The sequence below is a fragment of the Streptomyces sp. GSL17-111 genome (genome assembly GCF_037911585.1).
Lineage (GTDB): Bacteria > Actinomycetota > Actinomycetes > Streptomycetales > Streptomycetaceae > Streptomyces.
Map to the genome: position 1 here is coordinate 1,092,208 of NZ_JBAJNS010000001.1, position 20,293 is coordinate 1,112,500.

A 20,293-nucleotide genomic window follows, 5' to 3' on the forward strand; every position below is an offset into this window, starting at 1 on the left:
GGCCTCGGCGGCGACGGCGTCGAGGCCCTGGACCTGCCGCGTCTCCTGCGACCCCTGTGTCTCCTGGGGGGCCCCGGGCTCCCGGACGTCCTCGCCGCCGCTCACGCCGACCGCTCCGCCACCGCGCCCGCCCGGCGCAGGCTCACGGCCTGGTGGACGTACTCCACCGCGCTCCCCACGGTGAGCGCGACGGCCGCCGCCATGACCCACCAGCGCAGGCTGGCCAGCGGACCGGTGAGCGCCAGGATGTACATACCCACCGCGACACCCTGGGCGAGCGTCTTGAGCTTGCCGCCCCGGCTGGCCGGGATGACGCCGTAGCGGATCACCCAGAAGCGCAGCAGCGTGATGCCCAGCTCCCGGCCGATGATCACCACGGTCACCCACCAGGGCAGGTCCCCCAGCGCGGAGAGGCAGATCAGGGCCGCGCCCATGATCGCCTTGTCGGCGATGGGGTCGGCGATCTTGCCGAAGTCGGTCACCAGGTCGTACCGGCGGGCCAGCTCCCCGTCGAAGAGGTCGGTGATCATGGCGATCGTGAACGCCGCCCACGCCAGCGCCCGCCAGCGCGGGTCGTGGCCGCCGTCGACGACCATGAGGGCCACGAAGCCCGGCACGAGGGCCAGCCGGATCATGGTCAGGATGTTGGCGATGTTCCACACGCCCGCCTGCCGGGCCGCCGGCCGACGCGACTCCGCCAACCGACCGCCCCCGGCCGCTGAGGCCGGGACGCCTGTCATGGAGCTTCCTCCTCGACCGGTCCTGGTTCGGCGACCAGATCAACGCCCTCGGCCGCCACCGCCTTCGCCTCGACCATACGTCCGGGCACGAGTCCGGCGCAGCCCGGGCCGGTGAGCAGCACCTGCCCGTCCGTCTCGGGCGCCTGGTGCTCGGCGCGGCCGATGACGCCCTCCTCCGCGTCGACGCGCTCCACCAGCACCGACAGCCGTCCGCCGACGCGCTCCTCGGCGCGCTGTGCCGTCAGCTCCTCGGCGAGCGGCGTCAGGTGTGCCAGACGCTCGGCCACGGCGTCGGGGTCGAGCTTGCCGGGGTACCCGGCCGCCTCGGTGCCGTCCTCGTCGGAGTAGCCGAAGACACCGATCGCGTCGAGCCGCGCGCCGGTGAGGAAGCGTTCCAGCTCGGCGAAGTCGGCCTCGCTCTCGCCGGGGAAGCCGACGATGAAGTTCGACCGCACACCGGCCTCGGGCGCCTTGGACCGGATCGTCTCCAGCAGCTCCCAGAAGCGGTCCGTGTCACCGAAGCGCCGCATCGCGCGCAGGACCGAGGGGGCCGCGTGTTGGAAGGAGAGGTCGAAGTAGGGCGCGACCCCTTCGGTACCGGCGAGGACGTCGATCAGCCCGGGGCGGAGCTCGGCGGGCTGGAGGTAGCTCACCCGGACGCGCTCGATGCCGTCCACGGCGGCCAGCTCGGGCAGCAGCGTCTCCAGCAGGCGGATGTCGCCGAGGTCCTTGCCGTAGGAGGTGTTGTTCTCCGAGACGAGCATGATCTCCTTCACGCCCTGCTCGGCGAGCCAGCGGGTCTCGCCGAGCACGTCGGAGGGGCGCCGGGAGACGAACGAGCCGCGGAAGGAGGGGATCGCGCAGAACGAGCAGCGTCGGTCGCAGCCCGAGGCGAGCTTCACCGACGCCACGGGGCCGGTGTCGAGCCGACGCCGCAGGGGGGCGCGGGGGCCGGAGGCGGGCGCGACGCCGTCCGGTAGGTCGGCGGGGGCGGAGGCGAGCGCGTCGCCGTGCCCGGGCAGGGCCACCTGCGAGTCCTGGCGCTCGGCCGGGGTGATGGGCAGGAGCTTGCGGCGGTCGCGCGGCGTGTGCGGAGCGTGCACGCCGCCGGAGAGGATGGTCTGGAGCCGGCCGGAGATGTCGGCGTAGTCGTCGAAGCCGAGGACGCCGTCCGCCTCGGGCAGGGCGTCGGAGAGCTCCTTGCCGTAGCGCTCGGCCATGCAGCCCACCGCCACGACGGCCTGGGTACGACCCTGGCCCTTCAGGTCACCGGCTTCGAGCAGGGCGTCGACGGAGTCCTTCTTGGCCGCTTCGACGAACCCGCAGGTGTTGACGACGGCGACGTCGGCTTCCGCCGCGTCGTGGACGAGGTCCCAGCCGTCGGCCGCCAGGCGGCCTGCCAGCTCCTCCGAGTCCACTTCGTTACGGGCGCAGCCAAGTGTGACCAGGGCGACGGTGCGGCGTTCGGGCATGCGCTCAGCCTACTTCGTCACGACCGCGGCCCCGGCCGTGCCCTGCTGAGCGGGGCACGGCCGGGGCCGCGGTCGGGCGTGGGCGGGCGTCCGGCCGTCGATGCCGGACGGGGCCGGGTCAGCCCTGGGCCGGGTCGCCCTTGGTGTAGCTGACGCGCTGGACCTGGCCGACCTCGCCCACCTGGTCGACCTTCTTGCCGTTGACATAGAGCTCGACGGCTCCGGCGTTGCCGAGGACGAGGTCGATCTGCTCGTCGTCGGTGAACGTCTGGCTGTCGCCCTCCTCCAGCACGCCCTCGTGCATGAGGCGGCCGGTGTGGTCCTCGGCGGAGATCCAGGTGTCGCCGTTGCTGGCGACGAGCTTGACGGTGACCTTGTCGGCCGGGGCCGCCGCGATGGCGCTGTCGGAAGGCTTCGGCTCGGGTTTCGACTCGGGCTTCTCGGGAGACGGACTGGGCTCGGCCTCGGCCGACTCGCGGTCGCTGGACTCGGCCACGGGGCGGCCCTTGTCGTCGCCGCCGACCAGGGTGAAGCCGACGAAGCCGACGACCACGACGATCGCGGCGACCATCGCGGCCGTCCAGTTCGGCCGACGACGCTCGGGTCGGATGCGTTCCGCTTCGAACAGTGGAGCGGCCGGAGTGGCCTGGGGACGCCCGCCGTGCTCGGCGTCGTACTGGTCGACGAGGGGGGCGGAATCGAGGCCCGCCGCCTTGGCGAGCGAACGGATGTGCCCGCGCGCGTACACGTCCCCGCCGCAGCGGGAGAAGTCGTCCTGTTCGATCGCCTGCACGATCGGGACGCGTACACGTGTGGCGGCACTGACCTCTTCGACGGTCAGCCCCGCCTGGATGCGGGCCTGGCGGAGGACGCGGCCGACGGCCGGCCGGTCCTCGTGCGGGACGGCCGAAGGCCGTTCCTCTTCGGGTGAGTTGCCGATGGACACGGGAGCGCCTTTCGAGCGTGTAGCCACCTGCTGGGCATTCAGTCTAGGGGGGTCCGGAAACGGGCGGGCAAGCGGTCGGACGGGCTTTGTCCACCATCAGGATGGCCGACCGTCCTGATGCTGGACCCGCGCACCGCCGCAGCGGTACGGGTGATGTTCCGCTTACCCGCCTAACTGGACGTATGCCCAGAGGGAACGGTTGTCCGCCCTGTCGTTACGAGACCTACTCTTTATGAGTTACCCGTTCGTGTCCCCGCGGATGAGAGCGAGCACCCCGTCCAGCTCGTCCGGCTTGACGAGCACGTCCCGTGCCTTGGATCCCTCACTGGGCCCCACGATGTCGCGACTCTCCATCAGGTCCATCAGTCGCCCGGCCTTCGCGAACCCGACGCGAAGCTTGCGCTGGAGCATCGAGGTGGAGCCGAACTGCGTGGAGACGACCAGCTCGGCGGCCTGGCACAGCAGGTCGAGGTCGTCACCGATCTCCTCGTCGATCTCCTTCTTCTTCCCCTGCCCGACGAGGACGTCGTCGCGGAAGACGGGCGCCATCTGCTCCTTGCAGTGGGCGACGACGGCGCGGATCTCGTCCTCGGTGACGAAGGCGCCCTGCATACGGGTGGGTTTGCCCTGCCCCATGGGGAGGAACAGCCCGTCACCCTTGCCGATGAGCTTCTCCGCCCCCGCCTGGTCCAGGATGACGCGGCTGTCGGAGAGGGAGGACGTCGCGAACGCCAGCCGGGACGGCACGTTCGCCTTGATGAGCCCGGTGACGACGTCGACGGACGGCCGCTGCGTGGCCAGCACGAGGTGGATCCCGGCCGCCCGGGCGAGCTGGGTGATGCGCACGATCGCGTCCTCGACGTCCCTCGGCGCGACCATCATGAGGTCCGCGAGCTCGTCGACGATGACCAGCAGGTAGGGGTACGGCGTCAGCTCCCGCTCACTGCCCTCCGGTGCGCTCACCTTGCCCGCGCGCACGGCGGCGTTGAAGTCGTCGACGTGCCGGAAGCCGAAGGCGGCCAGGTCGTCGTAGCGCAGGTCCATCTCCCGCACGACCCACTGCAGGGCCTCGGCGGCCTTCTTCGGGTTGGTGATGATGGGCGTGATCAGGTGCGGAATCCCCTCGTAGGCGGTCAGCTCGACCCGCTTGGGGTCGACGAGGACCATCCGCACGTCCTCCGGCGTGGACCGCATCATGACAGAGGTGATCAGGCAGTTGATGCAGGACGACTTGCCCGATCCGGTGGCACCCGCGATCAGGATGTGCGGCATCTTCGTGAGGTTCGCGTTGACGTAGCCGCCCTCGACGTCCTTGCCGAGCGCCACCACCATGGGGTGCTCCTCGCCCTGCGCGTCCGCCGACCGCAGCACGTCGCCGCAGTTGACCATCTCCCGGTCGCTGTTGGGGATCTCGATGCCCACGGCCGACTTCCCGGGGATCGGCGAGATGATCCGCACGTCCGCGCTGGCGACGGCGTAGGCGATGTTCTTCGTCAGCGCGGTGATCTTCTCCACCTTCACCGCGGGCCCGAGCTCCACCACGTAACGGGTGACCGTCGGGCCGCGGGTGAAGCCGGTGACGGCGGCGTCCACCTTGAACTCCGTGAAGACCGTCGTCAGCGACTCCACCACGGCGTCGTTGGCCGCGCTGCGCGTCCGGCCGGGCCCACCCCGCTCCAGCAGGTCCAGCGAGGGCAGCCCGTAGGTGATGTCCCCGGAGAGCTGGAGCTGTTCGGCCCGCGACGGCAGGTCCCCGGCCGGCTCGGGTGCCGCTTTGGTCAGGTCCGGCACACCCCCCGAAGCGCCGGCTCCGGCGGCCGGGCGGCCGGGGCCGGACGCGGAACGCTTCGGCCGGCCCCCGTCGCGCTCGGCGGAGACGGTCGTACTGATGTCGGCCAGCAGCCGGGACGGCTGGACGCCGTGGAGCAGGGCACCGTCCAGATCGGCGGCTGCAGCGGCGGCCAGGTCGACGGCGTCCAGCGAGCGGCCGTCCCGGCGCGCGTGCGACGTCGGGTGCCGTTCGGCGGGCAGGACCCTGGCCGGCTCCCCGCCCTCGACGTCCGCCACGCGCCGGGGTCGGCGGGCGGTACGCCGACGGTCCAGCGCCTCCTTCTCCGCGTCCTCCGGGCCGATGTCCTTGCGCAGGTCCGGCCGGCGTCGGCGGCGGGGGGCCGCGTCCTCCCGCGCGTCGTCGTACTCCTCGGCGTCCTCCTCGTACTCCTCCTCCGCAGCCGCCACGAGGCCCAGGCGGACGCCGGCCTGACGCAGCCGCTGCGGGATCGCGTTCACCGGCGTGGCCGTCACGACGAGGAGCCCGAAGACCGTGACCAGGAGCAGCAGCGGCACGGCGAGGACCTCGGTGACGGTGAGCACGAGGGGCTGCGCCGCACCCCAGCCGATGAGTCCGCCCGCGTCCCGCAGCGCGGCCCCGCCCTCGTCCCGAGTGGGTGAGCCGCAGGCGACGTGCACGAGCCCGAGCACCCCGGCGACCAGCGCCGACAGCCCGATGACGACGCGCCCGTTCGCCTCCTGCTGCTCGGGGTGCCGGATGAGCCGCACGGCCAGCACGCCGAGCAGAACGGGCACGAGCAGGTCGAGCCGCCCGAAGGCACCGGTGACCAGCATCGTGACGAGCTCTCCGACCGGGCCCTGAAGGTTCGACCAGGTGCCCGCCGCGACGACGATGACCAGGCCGAGCAGCAGCAGCGCCAGCCCGTCCTTGCGGTGCGCCGGGTCCAGACCCTTCGCGCCGCGCCCTATGCCGCGCAGGAGCGCACCGATCGTGTGGGCGACGCCCAGCCAGATCGCGCGCACGAGACGGAAGATGCCGCCCGTGGGCGACGGTGCGGGCTTCGGCGGCTTCTTGGCGGCCGTCCTCTTCACCGCTTTCCGGGCGGGCGGCTTCTTCCCGGTGGCCCGGCTCGCCGGCTTGGCCGGCGGCTTCGCCGCTGACTTCTTGGCGGGCGCCTTGGCGGCTGCTGCCCGGCTGCCGGACGTACGTGAGGCCATGATGGCGAGGTTACCGCCGCGGGGCGGGTGAGGCACGGATGGATCAGGGGTGACCGCGCACCGGACAGGCCGCCGCACACCGCACCGGACGGGCGCGTGGGCGGAACTGACGCCCGATCAGCCCCGACCCTCAGCGGCGCGGACGCGGTGACCGCGCCGTCACTGCTGTGAGGGGACCGACGCCGGGCGGCCGTCCGTGCCGGGCTCCAGGGCGTCAAGGGCCCTGCGCAGCCCGGTCAGTTTGCGCTCCAGGTGCGCGGCGGTGGCGAGCGCTCCGGCGTCCGCGTGGTCCCCCAGCTGCTTGGACAGCGCCTCGGCCTGCTCCTCCACGGCGGCGAGCCGGGCCGAGAGCTCGGCCAGCACTCCGGCCGCCGTCTCCGTCGCCGCCCCGGACTCCCGGCCGTTGCCGTTGTCCAACTGGAGCCGCAGCAGCGCCGCCTGCTCCCGCAGCTGCACGTTCTTCATGTACAGCTCCACGAACACGGACACCTTCGCCCGCAGCACCCACGGGTCGAACGGCTTGGAGATGTAGTCGACCGCTCCGGCCGCGTATCCCCGGAACGTGTGGTGCGGCCCGTGGTTGATGGCGGTGAGGAAGATGATCGGGATGTCGCGCGTGCGCTCCCGACGCTTGATGTGGGCGGCCGTCTCGAAGCCGTCCATCCCCGGCATCTGGACATCCAGCAGGATCACGGCGAAATCGTCCGTGAGCAATGCCTTGAGCGCTTCCTCCCCTGACGATGCCCGCACCAGTGTCTGATCGAGCGCGGAGAGGATCGCCTCCAGCGCCAGCAGATTCTCCGGCCGGTCATCGACCAGGAGGATCTTGGCCTTCTGCACCATGGCCCGTCCTCCTCGCCCCGGTGACGCCATGGGCGCCACGCCTGGGGACGACTCCTTTACGCCGCCCGTCCTTGTGCCGGTCATGGTAGCCGCACCCCGGCGCCCACCACACCCTGTCACCGCAATGTCACTGTGCACGCACCGGCAACGCCCCACCCGACCGGAAGGTTCCCGAATAGCGCAGTTCCCTCCGGAACCGGCCACAGTCAGTCAACATACACGGCCGGGGCGAAGAGCCGCATATCAGCCCGCACGCATCCAGTCGTCCATGACGGCGAGCAGGTGGTCCGGGTCGACCGGCTTGGTGACGTGGTCGGACGCCCCCGCCTCGATGCTCTTCTCGCGGTCCCCCTTCATCGCCTTGGCGGTGAGCGCGATGATCGGCAGCCCCGCGAACTGCGGCATGCGGCGGATCGCCTGCGTCGTGGCGTAGCCGTCCATCTCCGGCATCATGATGTCCATCAGCACCAGGGCGACGTCGTCGTGCTGCTCCAGCACCTCGATGCCCTCCCGGCCGTTCTCCGCGTACAGCACCTGCAGCCCGTTCTGCTCCAGCACGCTGGTGAGCGCGAACACGTTCCGGACGTCGTCGTCGACGATCAGCACCTTCCGGCCCTCGAAGCGGCTCGGGTCCACCGGTGCCGGACGCCGCTGCGGCGGGCCGTCCTGCACCCGCTCCGGCCCGTCGGCGACGGACCCGGTCGGCGGCCCGAACGGCTCGGCGGCGGACGGCTGCGGCGGCGCGACGGGAGCCTCGGGCGCGACGCCGTCGGCCGGGCCGGGAGGAGAGGCCGGCAGCGCGGGCTGCGGCGCGGGGCGTGCGGACGGCGCGAGGACGCCCGGCTCGGGCAGGCCGGGCAGGGCCAGCGGCGCACCGTCGGGCTGCTCGAAGCGCGGCGGCGGCAGCTCCGTCGGGTGGAGCGGCAGGTACAGGGTGAACGTCGACCCGCGGCCGGGCTCGCTGGTGGCGTCGATCTCGCCGCCGAGCAGTCTGGCGATCTCGCGGCTGATCGACAGCCCGAGTCCCGTCCCGCCGTACTTGCGGCTCGTCGTGCCGTCCGCCTGCTTGAACGCCTCGAAGATCACCCGCATCTTGCTCTGCGCGATGCCGATGCCGGTGTCCGTCACCGAGAAGGCGATCAGCTCGGCGTCGGCGTCCCGCAGAGCGCCCTGCTCCAGCATCTGCTCGCGGATCGCGACCGGCACGTCCTTGCGCGCGGCGCGGATGACCAGCTCCACGGCACCGGTGTCGGTGAACTTCACCGCGTTCGACAGCAGGTTCCGCAGCACCTGGAGGAGCCGCTGCTCGTCCGTGTGCAGGGTGGGCGGCAGCTCGGGCGAGACGCGCACGGAGAAGTCGAGGTTCTTCTCCGCCGTCAGCGGGCGGAAGTGCGCCTCGACGTAGTCGACGAGCTGCACCAGCGCGATCCGCGTCGGGCTGACGTCCATCTTGCCCGCCTCGACCTTCGACAGGTCGAGGATGTCGTTGATCAGCTGGAGGAGGTCCGAGCCGGCGCTGTGGATCGTCTCGGCGAACTCCACCTGCTTGGGGTTGAGGTTGCCCTCCCCGTTGTCGGCCAGCAGCTTGGCCAGGATCAGCAGCGAGTTCAGCGGCGTGCGCAGTTCGTGCGACATGTTCGCCAGGAACTCGGACTTGTACCGCATCGAGACGGCCAGCTGCTCGGCGCGCTCCTCCAGGACCTGCCGGGCCTGCTCGATCTCGGAGTTCTTGATCTCCACCGCGCGGTTGGTCTGCGCCAGCTGTTCGGCCTTCTCCTCCAGCTGCGCGTTGGACTTCTCCAGCGCCTTCTGCCGGCTCTCCAGCTCCCCGGAGCGCTCCTGCAACTGCTCGGCCAGCTCCTGGGACTGCTGGAGCAGCACCTCTGTCTTGGTGTTGACGCTGATGGTGTTGACGCTCGTGGCGATCATCTCGGCGATCTGGCTGAGGAAGTCCTTCTGGATCTGGGTGAAGGGCTGGAACGCCGCCAGCTCGACGACGCCGAGCACCTCCCCCTCGAAGACGACCGGCATGAGGATGACGTCGGCCGCCGGCGCCTCGCCCAGCCCCGAGGTGATCTTGAGGTAGCCCGGCGGCACGTTCTCCATGATGATGGTGCGCTTCTCCGCGGCGGCCGTCCCGACGAGCGACTCACCCGGTGAGAACGTCGTGGGCATCGTGCCCGGCGCGTAGCCGTAGTGGCCGAGGAGCCGCAGCTCGTAGTCACCGTCGCCCTCGCCGACGCCCGCCTTCTCCGCCTCCGGCCCCCTGGGCACCGCGAGGAAGAACGCACCGTGCTGCGCGGAGACGGCCGGAGCCAGCTCGCTCATGATGAGCTGCGCCACGTCCTTGAGGTCGCGGCGGCCCTGCATCAGGCCGGAGATGCGCGCCAGGTTGCCCTTGAGCCAGTCCTGTTCGCGGTTGGCGAGCGTCGTCTCGCGCAGGTTGCGGATCATCTCGTTGAGGTAGCCCTGGAGCTCCATGATCTCGCCGGCCGCGTCCACGTCGATCTTCACCGCGTGGTCGCCACGGGTGACGGCGGTGGCCACCTCGGCGATGGCGCGCACCTGGCGGGTCAGGTTGCCCGCCATCTCGTTCACGGACTCGGTGAGGTCCTTCCAGGTGCCCGCCACGTCCCGCACCCGGGCCTGGCCGCCGAGGATCCCCTCGGTGCCCACCTCACGGGCCACCCGGGTCACCTGCTCGGCGAAGAGCGACAGCTGGTCGACCATGGTGTTGATCGTGGTCTTCAGCGCCAGGATCTCGCCGCGCGCCTCGATGTCGATCTTCTTGGTCAGGTCGCCCTTGGCGATGGCCGTCGTCACCTGGGCGATGTTCCGCACCTGGCCGGTGAGGTTGTTCGCCATGGAGTTCACCGACTCGGTCAGGTCCTTCCAGGTGCCCGAGACGCCCGGAACGCGGGCCTGACCGCCCAGGATGCCGTCGGTGCCCACCTCTCGGGCCACCCGGGTGACCTCGGCGGCGAAGGACGACAGCGTGGTCACCATCGTGTTGACGGTGTCCGCGAGCTGGGCGACCTCGCCGCTCGCCTCGACGGTGACCTTCTTCGTCAGGTCACCGTTGGCGACCGAGGTGGCCACCTCGGAGATGTTCCGCACCTGACCGGTGAGGTTGTTCGCCATCAGGTTCACGTTGTCGGTGAGGTTCTTCCAGATGCCGGAGACGTCCCGCACCTGGGCCTGACCGCCGAGCTTGCCCTCGGTGCCCACCTCGCGCGCGACCCGCGTCACCTGCTCCGCGAACGACGACAGCTGGTCCACCATCGTGTTCACCGTGGTGACCAGCTCCAGGATCTCGCCCTTCGCGTCCACGGTGATCTTCTTGGACAGGTCGCCCTGGGCGACGGCGGTGGTGACCTCGGCGATGTTGCGGACCTGGGAGGTCAGGTTGTTGGCCATCCCGTTCACCGACTGGGTGAGGTCCTTCCAGGTACCGGAGAGGCCCTTCACCTCCGCCTGACCGCCGAGGATGCCCTCGGTGCCCACCTCACGCGCGACCCGCGTCACCTGCTCCGCGAAGGACGACAGCTGGTCGACCATCGTGTTGATCGTCGTCTTCAGTTCCAGGATCTCGCCCCGGGCGTCGACGGTGATCTTCTGCGACAGGTCACCGCGCGCGACGGCCGTGGCCACCTGCGAGATGTTCCGCACCTGCGACGTGAGGTTCCCGGCCATGCCGTTCACCGAGTCGGTCAGGTCCCGCCACACGCCGGCGACGCCGGGCACCTGGGCCTGACCGCCGAGCCGGCCCTCCGTGCCCACCTCCAGGGCCACCCGGGTGACCTGGTCCGCGAAGGCGGACAGCTGGTCGACCATGGTGTTGATCGTGTTCTTCAGCTCCAGGATCTCGCCCCGGGCGTCGACCTGGATCTTCTGCGACAGGTCGCCCCGCGCGACGGCGGTGGTGACCTGCGCGATCTGCCGCACCTGGTCGGTGAGGTTCCCCGCCATCGAGTTGACGGAGTCCGTGAGGTCCTTCCAGGTGCCCGAGACGCCGTCGACGCGGGCCTGACCGCCGAGGCGGCCCTCCGTCCCCACGTCCCGGGACATCCGGGTGACCTGCTCCGCGAACGAGGAGAGCTGGTCGACCATGGTGTTGACGGTGTTCTTCAGCTCCAGCATCTCGCCGGACACGTCCACGGTGACCTTCTGCGACAGATCACCGTTCGCCACCGCCGTCGTCACGTGGGCGATGTTGCGCACCTGGCCGGTGAGGTTGCGGAACGCCGTGTTGACGGAGTCCGTCAGGTCCTTCCACGTCCCGGCGGCGCCCGGCACCTGCGCCTGGCCGCCGAGCGAACCCTCGACGCCGATCTCCCGGGCGACGCGCGTCACCTCGGCGCCGAAGGACGAGAGCTGGTCGACCATCGTGTTGACGGTGTTCTTCAGCTCCAGCATCTCCCCGGCCACGTCCACGGTGACCTTCTGCGACAGATCACCGTTCGCCACCGCCGTCGTCACCTGCGCGATGTCCCGTACCTGCGCGGTGAGGTTGCGGAACGCCGTGTTGACGGAGTCCGTCAGGTCCTTCCACGTCCCCGCGACGCCCGGCACCTGCGCCTGACCACCCAGGATGCCCTCGGTGCCGACCTCGCTCGCGGCCCGCGTCACCTCGTCGGCGAACGTCCGCAGCGTCTCCGTCATCGTGTTGATCGTGTCGGCGAGCTGCGCGACCTCGCCGCGCGCGTTCACCGCGACCTTCTGCGAGAGGTCCCCGTTGGCGACGGCGGTCGTGACCCGGGCGATCTCCCGCACCTGGGAGGTGAGATTGCCCGCCATCAGGTTGACCGAGTCCGTGAGGTCCTGCCAGACGCCGCCGACGCCCTCGACCCGGGCCTGGCCGCCCAGCTCGCCCTCCGTACCCACCTCCCGGGCGACGCGCGTCACCTCGGACTGGAAGGAGGAGAGCTGGTCCACCATCGTGTTGACGGTGTTCTTCAGCTCCAGCATCTCCCCGGCCACGTGCACCGTGACCTTGCGCGAGAGGTCGCCCTTGGCCACGGCGGTCGTCACCAGGGCGATGTCCCGCACCTGCGCCGTCAGCCGGGACGCCATCGTGTTGACGGAGTCGGTGAGGTCCTTCCAGGAGCCGGACATGCCCCGGACCTTGGCCTGACCGCCCAGCTTGCCCTCGGTGCCGACCTCGCTGGCCACCCGGGTGACCTCGTCGGTGAACACCGACAACTGGTCCACCAGCCCGTTCACCGTCCGGGCGACCTTCAGGAACTCTCCGCGCAGGGCGTGCGGCGGCGCACCGTCGGAGCCCTGTACCCGCAGGTCCATGCGCTGGCCCAGGTCGCCCTCGGCCACAGCGCTCAGCACCCGCCCCACCTCGGAGACGGGCCGCACGAGATCGTCGACGAGCGCGTTCGAGGCGTCCACGGCCGTCAGCCAGGACCCTTCACACGCCCCCGCCGCCAGGCGCTCGGTCAGCCGGCCCTCCCGGCCGACGACCCGGCGCACCCGGCTGAGCTCGTTCGTCAGGTGCAGGTTGCGATCGGCGACCTCATTGAAAATGGCCGAGATCTCGGCCATCGGTCCCTCACCCGCGACAGTGAGCCGCTTACGGAAATTGCCGTCGCGCATGGCGACGAGCGCGACCCGGAGCCGGTCCAGGGCAGCCCTGTCCACTTCGACGGTCCCGCTTCTGCGGGCCCGTCCGCCCTTCGGTCGCGTGCTCGCGCTGCTGCGCGCCGCTCCGCTGGAGTCCACCGCGTCCCTCCTGCAGGGTCGACCATTCTCGTTCGGCTGCCTGAACCAACCTTCCCAGTGTTTCACCTCGACCGGAGGAGGCGATAACAGTTCGGCAGCATCGCACACGGCCCGCCACCGTGACGGCAGGGGGAAACACTCGCATCCGGCACCCGTCCGCCCGTCCGACGTCAGTAACCTGGCTCCGACGGCGGCGCGGGTCGACCGCCGCGCGGGAACGGGCAGCAATCGGGCAAGGAGAGGGCGCCGGGGTGGACAAGCAGAGCGCCGGTCTGGGGCAAGCCGGTCGCGTAGGCGCCCAGCGGACCCCGCGGACGGGCGCGGAGCCGACGAGCCGCACGACCGAGACATCCATGAGGAGCGCAGTGATCACCGCACGGGCCGCAGCCACCTTCGAACCGGTGGGGCGGTCGGTCGCCGCCGCGCGCGGCTTCGTGCGCGACACCCTGCAGGGCTGGGGCCTGGCCGACATCGTGGACGACGCCGTGGTGCTGACCAGCGAGCTCGTCACCAACGCCGTCGTGCACGCCGGCACCTCCGCCGAGGTGCTCTGCCTTCGGGACGGCGACGGCGTGCGCGTCGAGGTCGTCGACCGATACCCGGAGCGTGAGATTCCCCTCAGGGACGCCACCACCGCCGTCCCCGGTCCCGATCGCGAGGGGGGCCGCGGCCTGCTGCTCTGCGCCGCCCTCGCGACGCGCTGGGGCGTGGACTACACGTCCTCCGACAAGCGTGTCTGGTTCCGCCTCCAGCTGCCCGACCGGCCCGTCGGCACCCGCAGCGCCGGTCCGGCGCTGCCCGACGAGGCGCTGCCCGTCGCCGAGAACCGCGTCCGCGTCGGCGTCGTCCAGACCGACCGCGTCGGTGCCGTGACCGTCTGGAACGACGACGCCGCCGAGCTGTCCGGGTATCCGGCCGACCGGGTGGCCGGGAAGCCGTTCACCGATTTCGCCGCCTGGCCGCACACCCCCGGCACCGGCACCGGGATCGCCGAGGCGCTGCTGCTCTCCCGTTGGGAGGGCACCTACGGACTCCGCCGCTCCGACGGCCGCACCGTGCCCGTATACGCCTCCCACCTGCGGGTGCGCGACGCCGAGGGCGAGCCCTCGACCGTGTGCCTCTTCGTCCGCGACCACGAGCGGGCCGTGCTCCAGACCCCGCAGCGGCCGACCGCTCCGGAGGCCGGCAGCGGGCCCGGCGAGAGCCGGGAACGCGCGACGGACCCGTTCGAGATCTTCATCGGCTCCCCGGCGCCCGAGGATCTCGACGGACTGCTCCAGCGCACCGTGGAGCGCGCCCGCGACATGCTCGACGCCGACGCCGCCTACCTGCTGCTGGCCACCGACGACGAGACGGAGCTGGAGGTTCGCGCCTCCACCGGGCTCGCCTCCGCCCGGCAGCGCTTCGCCCGCGTACCCGTCGAGGCCGGCACCGGGCGTTACGGAAGTGCCCGCATGCCGTCCGTCCACGAGGACCTGACGGCCGTGCCCGGCGCCGTGCCGGTGCTCACGGGCACCGGGATGCGCTCCGTGGTCACCGTGCCGCTGAAGGTGGAGGGGCGGCTGACCGGTTCGCTCGGGGTCGCCTCCGAGAGCCCCGGCCGCTACACGAACGAGGAGGCGCTGCGGCTCCAGTTCGCTGCCGACCGGATCGCCCTCGCCGTCGAGTCGGCCCGTCTGACGGAACTGGAGCGGCTGCGCCGCGGCTCCCTGTCGTTCCTCGTCGAGGCCTCCGACCTGCTGGCCGGGACGCTGGACCGTGACCAGACGCTCGCGCTGATGGCACAGATGACCGTGCCCACGCTGGCGACCTGGTGCGCCGTCTACACCATCGCCGATCCGGCCTCCGACCCCGAACTCGCCTATGTGCTGCACGAGGACGAGGACCGCATCGACGGGCTCAAGGCCCTCCTGTCGAAGGTGGACCCGCCCGAGCCGCTGCTCGCGCCCGGCGCCCGCGGCTGGAGCGCACCCGGCGACGCGGCCCACTCGACCGCCCTGCGCACCTCGCTCCGCAGCCTGGGCCTGGGCGATGAACACAGCTCCGCGCCGGGGACGAGCCTGGCCACCGCCTCCGCCGTCGGCGGCGAGACCGTGGTCCTCCCCCTCGTTGCCCGCAACCGGGTCATCGGCATGCTCACCCTCGGCAAGCCGGCCGACGAACGGTTCCGCCAGGAGATCCTCGAACTCGCCGAGGACCTCTCCCGACGGGCCGCACTCGCCCTTGACAACGCACGGCTCTACTCGGAGCGCACCGCCATCAGCCAGTCGCTGCAACGGAGCCTGCTGCCGCCGGAGTTGCCCGAGGTTCCGGGTGTGGAGGTCGAGGTCATCTACCGCGCCGCCGGTGAGGGCAACGAGGTCGGCGGTGACTTCTACGACCTGTTCCCCATCCGGGACGGCGCCTACGGCTTCGCCATCGGTGACGTGTGCGGCACCGGCCCCGAAGCGGCCGCCGTCACCGGCCTGGCCCGGCACGCCCTGCGGCTGCTCGCCCGGGAGGGCTTCACCGGCCCCGCCGTCCTGGAGCGGCTCAACGCGGCGATCCTCGACGAGGGTTCGCGCAGCCGGTTCCTCACCCTGCTGTACGGAGAGCTGTGGCCGCAGGAGGACGGCGGCGCGCTGCTGAAGGTCGTCTGCGCCGGTCACCCCCTACCGCTGCGGCTACGGCAGGACGGCAGCGTGGAAGCGGCCGCCGAACCGCAGCCGTTGCTGGGCGTCATGGACGACCTGGAGCTCTACGAGCAGACGCTCACCCTCGACCCGGGGGACGTCCTCCTGTGCGTCACCGACGGCGTCACCGAACGCCGGGAGGGCACGCGCATGCTCGGTGACGACGGCCTGGCCGAATGCCTCGCCCAGTGCACCGGGCTCACCGCCGGGGCCGTGGCCGCCCGCATCATGCGCGCGGTGGAACGCTTCGCGGCAGACGCCCCGTCCGACGACATGGCCATCCTCGCCATGCGCGTCCCCGAGTAGGCACCACGGTGCACGACGTGCACCTGCGGACATACGAAGGGCCCCCGCATGAGGCGGGGGCCCTTCGCCGTGGAGCCCCAAAACGGAATCGAACCGTTGACCTTCTCCTTACCATGGAGACGCTCTGCCGACTGAGCTATTGGGGCCTGCCGACGGCATAGATCATACCCGACGCCGAACCGCTTCCCGACCGCCCCTGATCGTCGGATGAATCGTCAGCAGGCCGGCTCGAGCACCAGACCGCCCAGAGCGTTGCAGGCGGAGACGAGTCGCTGTACCTCGCGCCGTGTCATGTCCTCGTGCAGCGGCAGCGCCAGCGACTCCGCAGCGGCCCTCTCCGTCTCCGGCAGCAGGCAGGCCTGGCGGAACGCCGCAGTTCGGTGAGCCGGCGTCGGCACCGGAACCTCGCCGACGATCCCGCGTGCCCGCAGTGCCTGCCGGAAGGCGTCCCGGTCCGGACGGCCGTTCCCCGGTACCCGGACGACATAGCGCGTGAAGAGGTGTTCGCGGCCGGGCTGCACCGATGGCGTCACCACTCCGGTCAGCCGCATGTTCAAGTACTGCGCGATCTGTCGCCGCCGCGCCGAACCGGGCAGCCGCGGTGCTGCGTCGTCGACCACTCCGGGGTCGATCAACTGGACGCCACATCGCCCGGCGAGTCGGAGGAAGCCGGCCATGTCCGGTGCCTGCCCGAAGAGGGCTACGGGGAACACAGCCGTGGTCCGCGACGAGATGGCGGCCTTCGCAGCCGTCGGGTCCAGGCAGAAGCTGTCGGCGTCGATGTCCGCGAAGACCGGCTCAGCACCCGCCCCCCGCACGAGCTCGGCCGCCCGTTCCCCTCCGAACGAGGGCACGACGACCTCGTCACCTGCTCGGATCTCCGCTGCGCCTACCCTTGAGGTCCCCATGATGCGATCGTCATCACGGCACATGAACGTGTGGTGACGAAACGCAAAAAAGCCCGGGTCCCTGAACTGAAGTTCAGGGACCCGGGCCCACAATTTGTTCGGCGGCGTCCTACTCTCCCACACACTCCCGCATGCAGTACCATCGGCGCTGAAAGGCTTAGCTTCCGGGTTCGGAATGTAACCGGGCGTTCCCCTAACGCTATAACCACCGAAACACTACGAAACACACAACCGGAAACCCCACACCCCCATTTAGCAAGGGAGCGGGCTTCGACAGTTTGCTGTCTCAGAACCTACACAGTGGACGCAAGCAACTATGGACAAGCCCTCGGCCTATTAGTACCGGTCAACTCCACCTATTACTAGGCTTCCATATCCGGCCTATCAACCCGGTCGTCTACCGGGAGCCTTAACCCATCACGTGGGTGGGAGCCCTCATCTCGAAGCAGGCTTCCCGCTTAGATGCTTTCAGCGGTTATCCTTTCCGAACGTAGCCAACCAGCCATGCCCTTGGCAGAACAACTGGCACACCAGAGGTCCGTCCGTCCCGGTCCTCTCGTACTAGGGACAGCCCTTCTCAAGACTCCTACGCGCACAGCGGATAGGGACCGAACTGTCTCACGACGTTCTAAACCCAGCTCGCGTACCGCTTTAATGGGCGAACAGCCCAACCCTTGGGACCGACTCCAGCCCCAGGATGCGACGAGCCGACATCGAGGTGCCAAACCATCCCGTCGATATGGACTCTTGGGGAAGATCAGCCTGTTATCCCCGGGGTACCTTTTATCCGTTGAGCGACGGCGCTTCCACAAGCCACCGCCGGATCACTAGTCCCGACTTTCGTCCCTGCTCGACCCGTCAGTCTCACAGTCAAGCTCCCTTGTGCACTTACACTCACCACCTGATGACCAACCAGGCTGAGGGAACCTTTGGGCGCCTCCGTTACTCTTTAGGAGGCAACCGCCCCAGTTAAACTACCCACCAGACACTGTCCCTGATCCGGATCACGGACCCAGGTTAGACATCCAGCACGACCAGAGTGGTATTTCAACAACGACTCCACCACCACTAGCGTGATGACTTCACAGTCTCCCACCTATCCTACACAAGCCGAACCGAACACCAATATCAAGCTATAGTAAAGGTCCCGGGGTCTTTCCGTCCTGCTGCGCGAAACGAGCATCTTTACTCGTACTGCAATTTCACCGGGCCTATGGTTGAGACAGTCAAGAAGTCGTTACGCCATTCGTGCAGGTCGGAACTTACCCGACAAGGAATTTCGCTACCTTAGGATGGTTATAGTTACCACCGCCGTTTACTGGCGCTTAAGTTCTCAGCTTCGCCCTGTCGAAACAGAGCTAACCGGTCCCCTTAACGTTCCAGCACCGGGCAGGCGTCAGTCCGTATACATCGCCTTACGGCTTCGCACGGACCTGTGTTTTTAGTAAACAGTCGCTTCTCGCTGGTCTCTGCGGCCACCCCCAGCTCAGAGTGCAAGACTCATCACCAGAAGAGGCCCCCCTTCTCCCGAAGTTACGGGGGCATTTTGCCGAGTTCCTTAACCATAGTTCACCCGAACGCCTCGGTATTCTCTACCTGACCACCTGAGTCGGTTTAGGGTACGGGCCGCCGTACAACTCGCTAGAGGCTTTTCTCGACAGCATAGGATCATCCACTTCACCACAACGGCTCGGCATCAGGTCTCAGGCTACATGTTGTGCGGATTTGCCTACACAACGCCCTACACCCTTACCCCGGGACAACCACCGCCCGGGCTGGACTACCTTCCTGCGTCACCCCATCACTCACCTACTACCCCCTCGGGTCAGCGGCTCCACCACACCCACACAATTCAAAGAACTGCACAGGGGGCTTCACGGCCTTAGCATCAGAAGATTCAGTGTTGGACGCTCTACAGCGGGTACCGGAATATCAACCGGTTATCCATCGACTACGCCTGTCGGCCTCGCCTTAGGCCCCGACTTACCCTGGGCAGATCAGCTTGACCCAGGAACCCTTAGTCAATCGGCGCAAGAGTTTCCCACTCTTGTATCGCTACTCATGCCTGCATTCTCACTCGTGAACCGTCCACAACTACCTTCCAGTGCTGCTTCACCCGGCACACGACGCTCCCCTACCCACCCCAGCCGGCGTTAGCCGTCATGCTGGAGTGACACGACTTCGGCGGTGTACTTGAGCCCCGCTACATTATCGGCGCGGAATCACTTGACCAGTGAGCTATTACGCACTCTTTCAAGGATGGCTGCTTCTAAGCCAACCTCCTGGTTGTCTCTGCGACTCCACATCCTTTCCCACTTAGCACACGCTTAGGGGCCTTAGTCGATGCTCTGGGCTGTTTCCCTCTCGACCATGGAGCTTATCCCCCACAGTCTCACTGCCGTGCTCTCACTTACCGGCATTCGGAGTTTGGCTAAGGTCAGTAACCCGGTAAGGCCCATCGCCTATCCAGTGCTCTACCTCCGGCAAGAAACACACGACGCTGCACCTAAATGCATTTCGGGGAGAACCAGCTATCACGGAGTTTGATTGGCCTTTCACCCCTAACCACAGGTCATCCCCCAGGTTTTCAACCCTGGTGGGTTCGGGCCTCCACGACCTCTTACAGCCGCTTCACCCTGCCCATGGCTAGATCACTCCGCTTCGGGTCTAGGGCACGCTACTCAAACGCCCTCTTAGGACTCGCTTTCGCTACGGCTCCCCCACACGGGTTAACCTCGCAACATACCGCAAACTCGCAGGCTCATTCTTCAAAAGGCACGCAGTCACGACACAGAAAAGCAAGCTTTCCTGTGCGACGCTCCCACGGCTTGTAGGCACACGGTTTCAGGTACTATTTCACTCCGCTCCCGCGGTACTTTTCACCATTCCCTCACGGTACTATCCACTATCGGTCACCAGGGAATATTTAGGCTTAACGGGTGGTCCCGCCAGATTCACACAGGATTTCTCGGGCCCCATGCTACTTGGGTGGTCCTCAAACGAGCCGTACAGATTTCAGCTACGGGGGTCTTACCCTCTACGCCGGGCCTTTCGCATGCCCTTCGCCTATCCATACGGTTTCTCACTCGTCGACCGGCCGGCAGACCGATCAAGAGAACTCCCACAACCCCACACACGCAACCCCTGCCGGGTATCACACGCCTGCGGTTTAGCCTGATCCAGTTTCGCTCGCCACTACTCCCGGAATCACGGTTGTTTTCTCTTCCTGCGGGTACTGAGATGTTTCACTTCCCCGCGTTCCCTCCACACTGCCTATGCGTTCAGCAGCGGGTGACAGCCCATGACGACTGCCGGGTTTCCCCATTCGGACACCCCCGGATCACAGCTCGGTTGACAGCTCCCCGGGGCCTATCGCGGCCTCCCACGTCCTTCATCGGTTCCTGGTGCCAAGGCATCCACCGTGCGCCCTTAAAAACTTGGCCACAGATGCTCGCGTCCACTGTGCAGTTCTCAAACAACAACCAGCCACCCACCACCCCAAGCCAACAAGCCCGAGTTCACTGGGACCGGCACCAAGAGCAAACAGCCTTACGGCCGCACCCTCAGACACCCAACAGCGCACCCAACCAGCCACCCCGAACCACCGCGCGTTCCACACCCCACAAGGAGGCAGTACTAGCAACAGCAGACCGAAACAGCCAGCCGA

8 protein-coding genes, 1 tRNA gene and 2 rRNA genes are annotated in these 20,293 nt (G+C 68.8%); 1 reads left to right on the top strand and 10 read right to left on the bottom strand.

Annotated features, from left to right (window positions below):
- Positions 1-101: 101 nt before the first annotated feature.
- The 6 genes from pgsA to V6D49_RS04585 form a co-directional block, all read right to left on the bottom strand.
- Positions 102-740 carry a CDP-diacylglycerol--glycerol-3-phosphate 3-phosphatidyltransferase gene (gene pgsA / locus V6D49_RS04560; RefSeq protein WP_340557336.1) on the bottom strand — a complete coding sequence of 213 codons (639 nt, stop codon included), beginning with the start codon at positions 738-740 and terminating at the stop codon, positions 102-104.
- The gene (rimO, locus tag V6D49_RS04565) at positions 737-2,212 is read right to left on the bottom strand and encodes a 30S ribosomal protein S12 methylthiotransferase RimO (RefSeq protein WP_340557338.1); all 1,476 of its coding nucleotides are present in this window, start codon (positions 2,210-2,212) and stop codon (positions 737-739) included. Before rimO ends, pgsA begins: the two co-directional genes overlap by 4 nt.
- Positions 2,213-2,330: 118 nt before the next feature.
- Positions 2,331-3,158 carry a helix-turn-helix domain-containing protein gene (locus V6D49_RS04570; protein WP_340557340.1) on the bottom strand — a complete coding sequence of 276 codons (828 nt, stop codon included), beginning with the start codon at positions 3,156-3,158 and terminating at the stop codon, positions 2,331-2,333.
- A 237-nt stretch (positions 3,159-3,395) separates the two neighbouring features.
- Complete coding sequence (locus V6D49_RS04575) at positions 3,396-6,167, bottom strand: DNA translocase FtsK (protein WP_340557342.1); 2,772 nt, start codon at positions 6,165-6,167, stop codon at positions 3,396-3,398.
- A 159-nt stretch (positions 6,168-6,326) separates the two neighbouring features.
- Complete coding sequence (locus tag V6D49_RS04580) at positions 6,327-7,010, bottom strand: response regulator (protein ID WP_340557344.1); 684 nt, start codon at positions 7,008-7,010, stop codon at positions 6,327-6,329.
- 243 nt (positions 7,011-7,253) lie between these two features.
- Entirely contained in the window at positions 7,254-12,614 is a 5,361-nt protein-coding gene (locus V6D49_RS04585; RefSeq protein WP_445330618.1) for a HAMP domain-containing protein, read from the bottom strand.
- A 479-nt stretch (positions 12,615-13,093) separates the two neighbouring features.
- Between V6D49_RS04585 and V6D49_RS04590 the strand changes: the two genes are divergently transcribed.
- Positions 13,094-15,718, top strand: a complete 2,625-nt coding sequence (locus tag V6D49_RS04590; RefSeq protein WP_340557348.1) for a SpoIIE family protein phosphatase — start codon at positions 13,094-13,096, stop codon at positions 15,716-15,718.
- 70 nt (positions 15,719-15,788) lie between these two features.
- Here the strand turns inward: V6D49_RS04590 and V6D49_RS04595 are convergent.
- From V6D49_RS04595 to V6D49_RS04610, 4 genes are all read right to left on the bottom strand, one after another.
- Positions 15,789-15,864, bottom strand: a tRNA-Thr gene (locus V6D49_RS04595).
- A 69-nt stretch (positions 15,865-15,933) separates the two neighbouring features.
- A complete protein-coding gene (locus V6D49_RS04600) occupies positions 15,934-16,626 on the bottom strand; it encodes a DegT/DnrJ/EryC1/StrS family aminotransferase (protein ID WP_340557350.1) in 693 nt (230 codons plus the stop codon).
- Positions 16,627-16,722: 96 nt separating this feature from the next.
- A 5S ribosomal RNA gene (gene rrf / locus V6D49_RS04605) occupies positions 16,723-16,839 on the bottom strand.
- Positions 16,840-16,942: 103 nt separating this feature from the next.
- Positions 16,943-20,069 (bottom strand): 23S ribosomal RNA (locus V6D49_RS04610).
- Positions 20,070-20,293 lie beyond the last annotated feature (224 nt).

What these genes read in the sequence shown, in the direction of transcription:
- rimO (WP_340557338.1), bottom strand. Translation starts at nt 2,212, where the DNA reads ATGCCCGAACGCCGCACCGTCGCCCTGGTCACACTTGGCTGCGCCCGT.
- V6D49_RS04590 (WP_340557348.1), top strand. Translation starts at nt 13,094, where the DNA reads ATGAGGAGCGCAGTGATCACCGCACGGGCCGCAGCCACCTTCGAACCG.
- V6D49_RS04575 (WP_340557342.1), bottom strand. Translation starts at nt 6,167, where the DNA reads ATGGCCTCACGTACGTCCGGCAGCCGGGCAGCAGCCGCCAAGGCGCCC.
- V6D49_RS04580 (WP_340557344.1), bottom strand. Translation starts at nt 7,010, where the DNA reads ATGGTGCAGAAGGCCAAGATCCTCCTGGTCGATGACCGGCCGGAGAAT.
- V6D49_RS04600 (WP_340557350.1), bottom strand. Translation starts at nt 16,626, where the DNA reads ATGGGGACCTCAAGGGTAGGCGCAGCGGAGATCCGAGCAGGTGACGAG.
- V6D49_RS04585 (WP_445330618.1), bottom strand. Translation starts at nt 12,614, where the DNA reads ATGCGCGACGGCAATTTCCGTAAGCGGCTCACTGTCGCGGGTGAGGGA.
- pgsA (WP_340557336.1), bottom strand. Translation starts at nt 740, where the DNA reads ATGACAGGCGTCCCGGCCTCAGCGGCCGGGGGCGGTCGGTTGGCGGAG.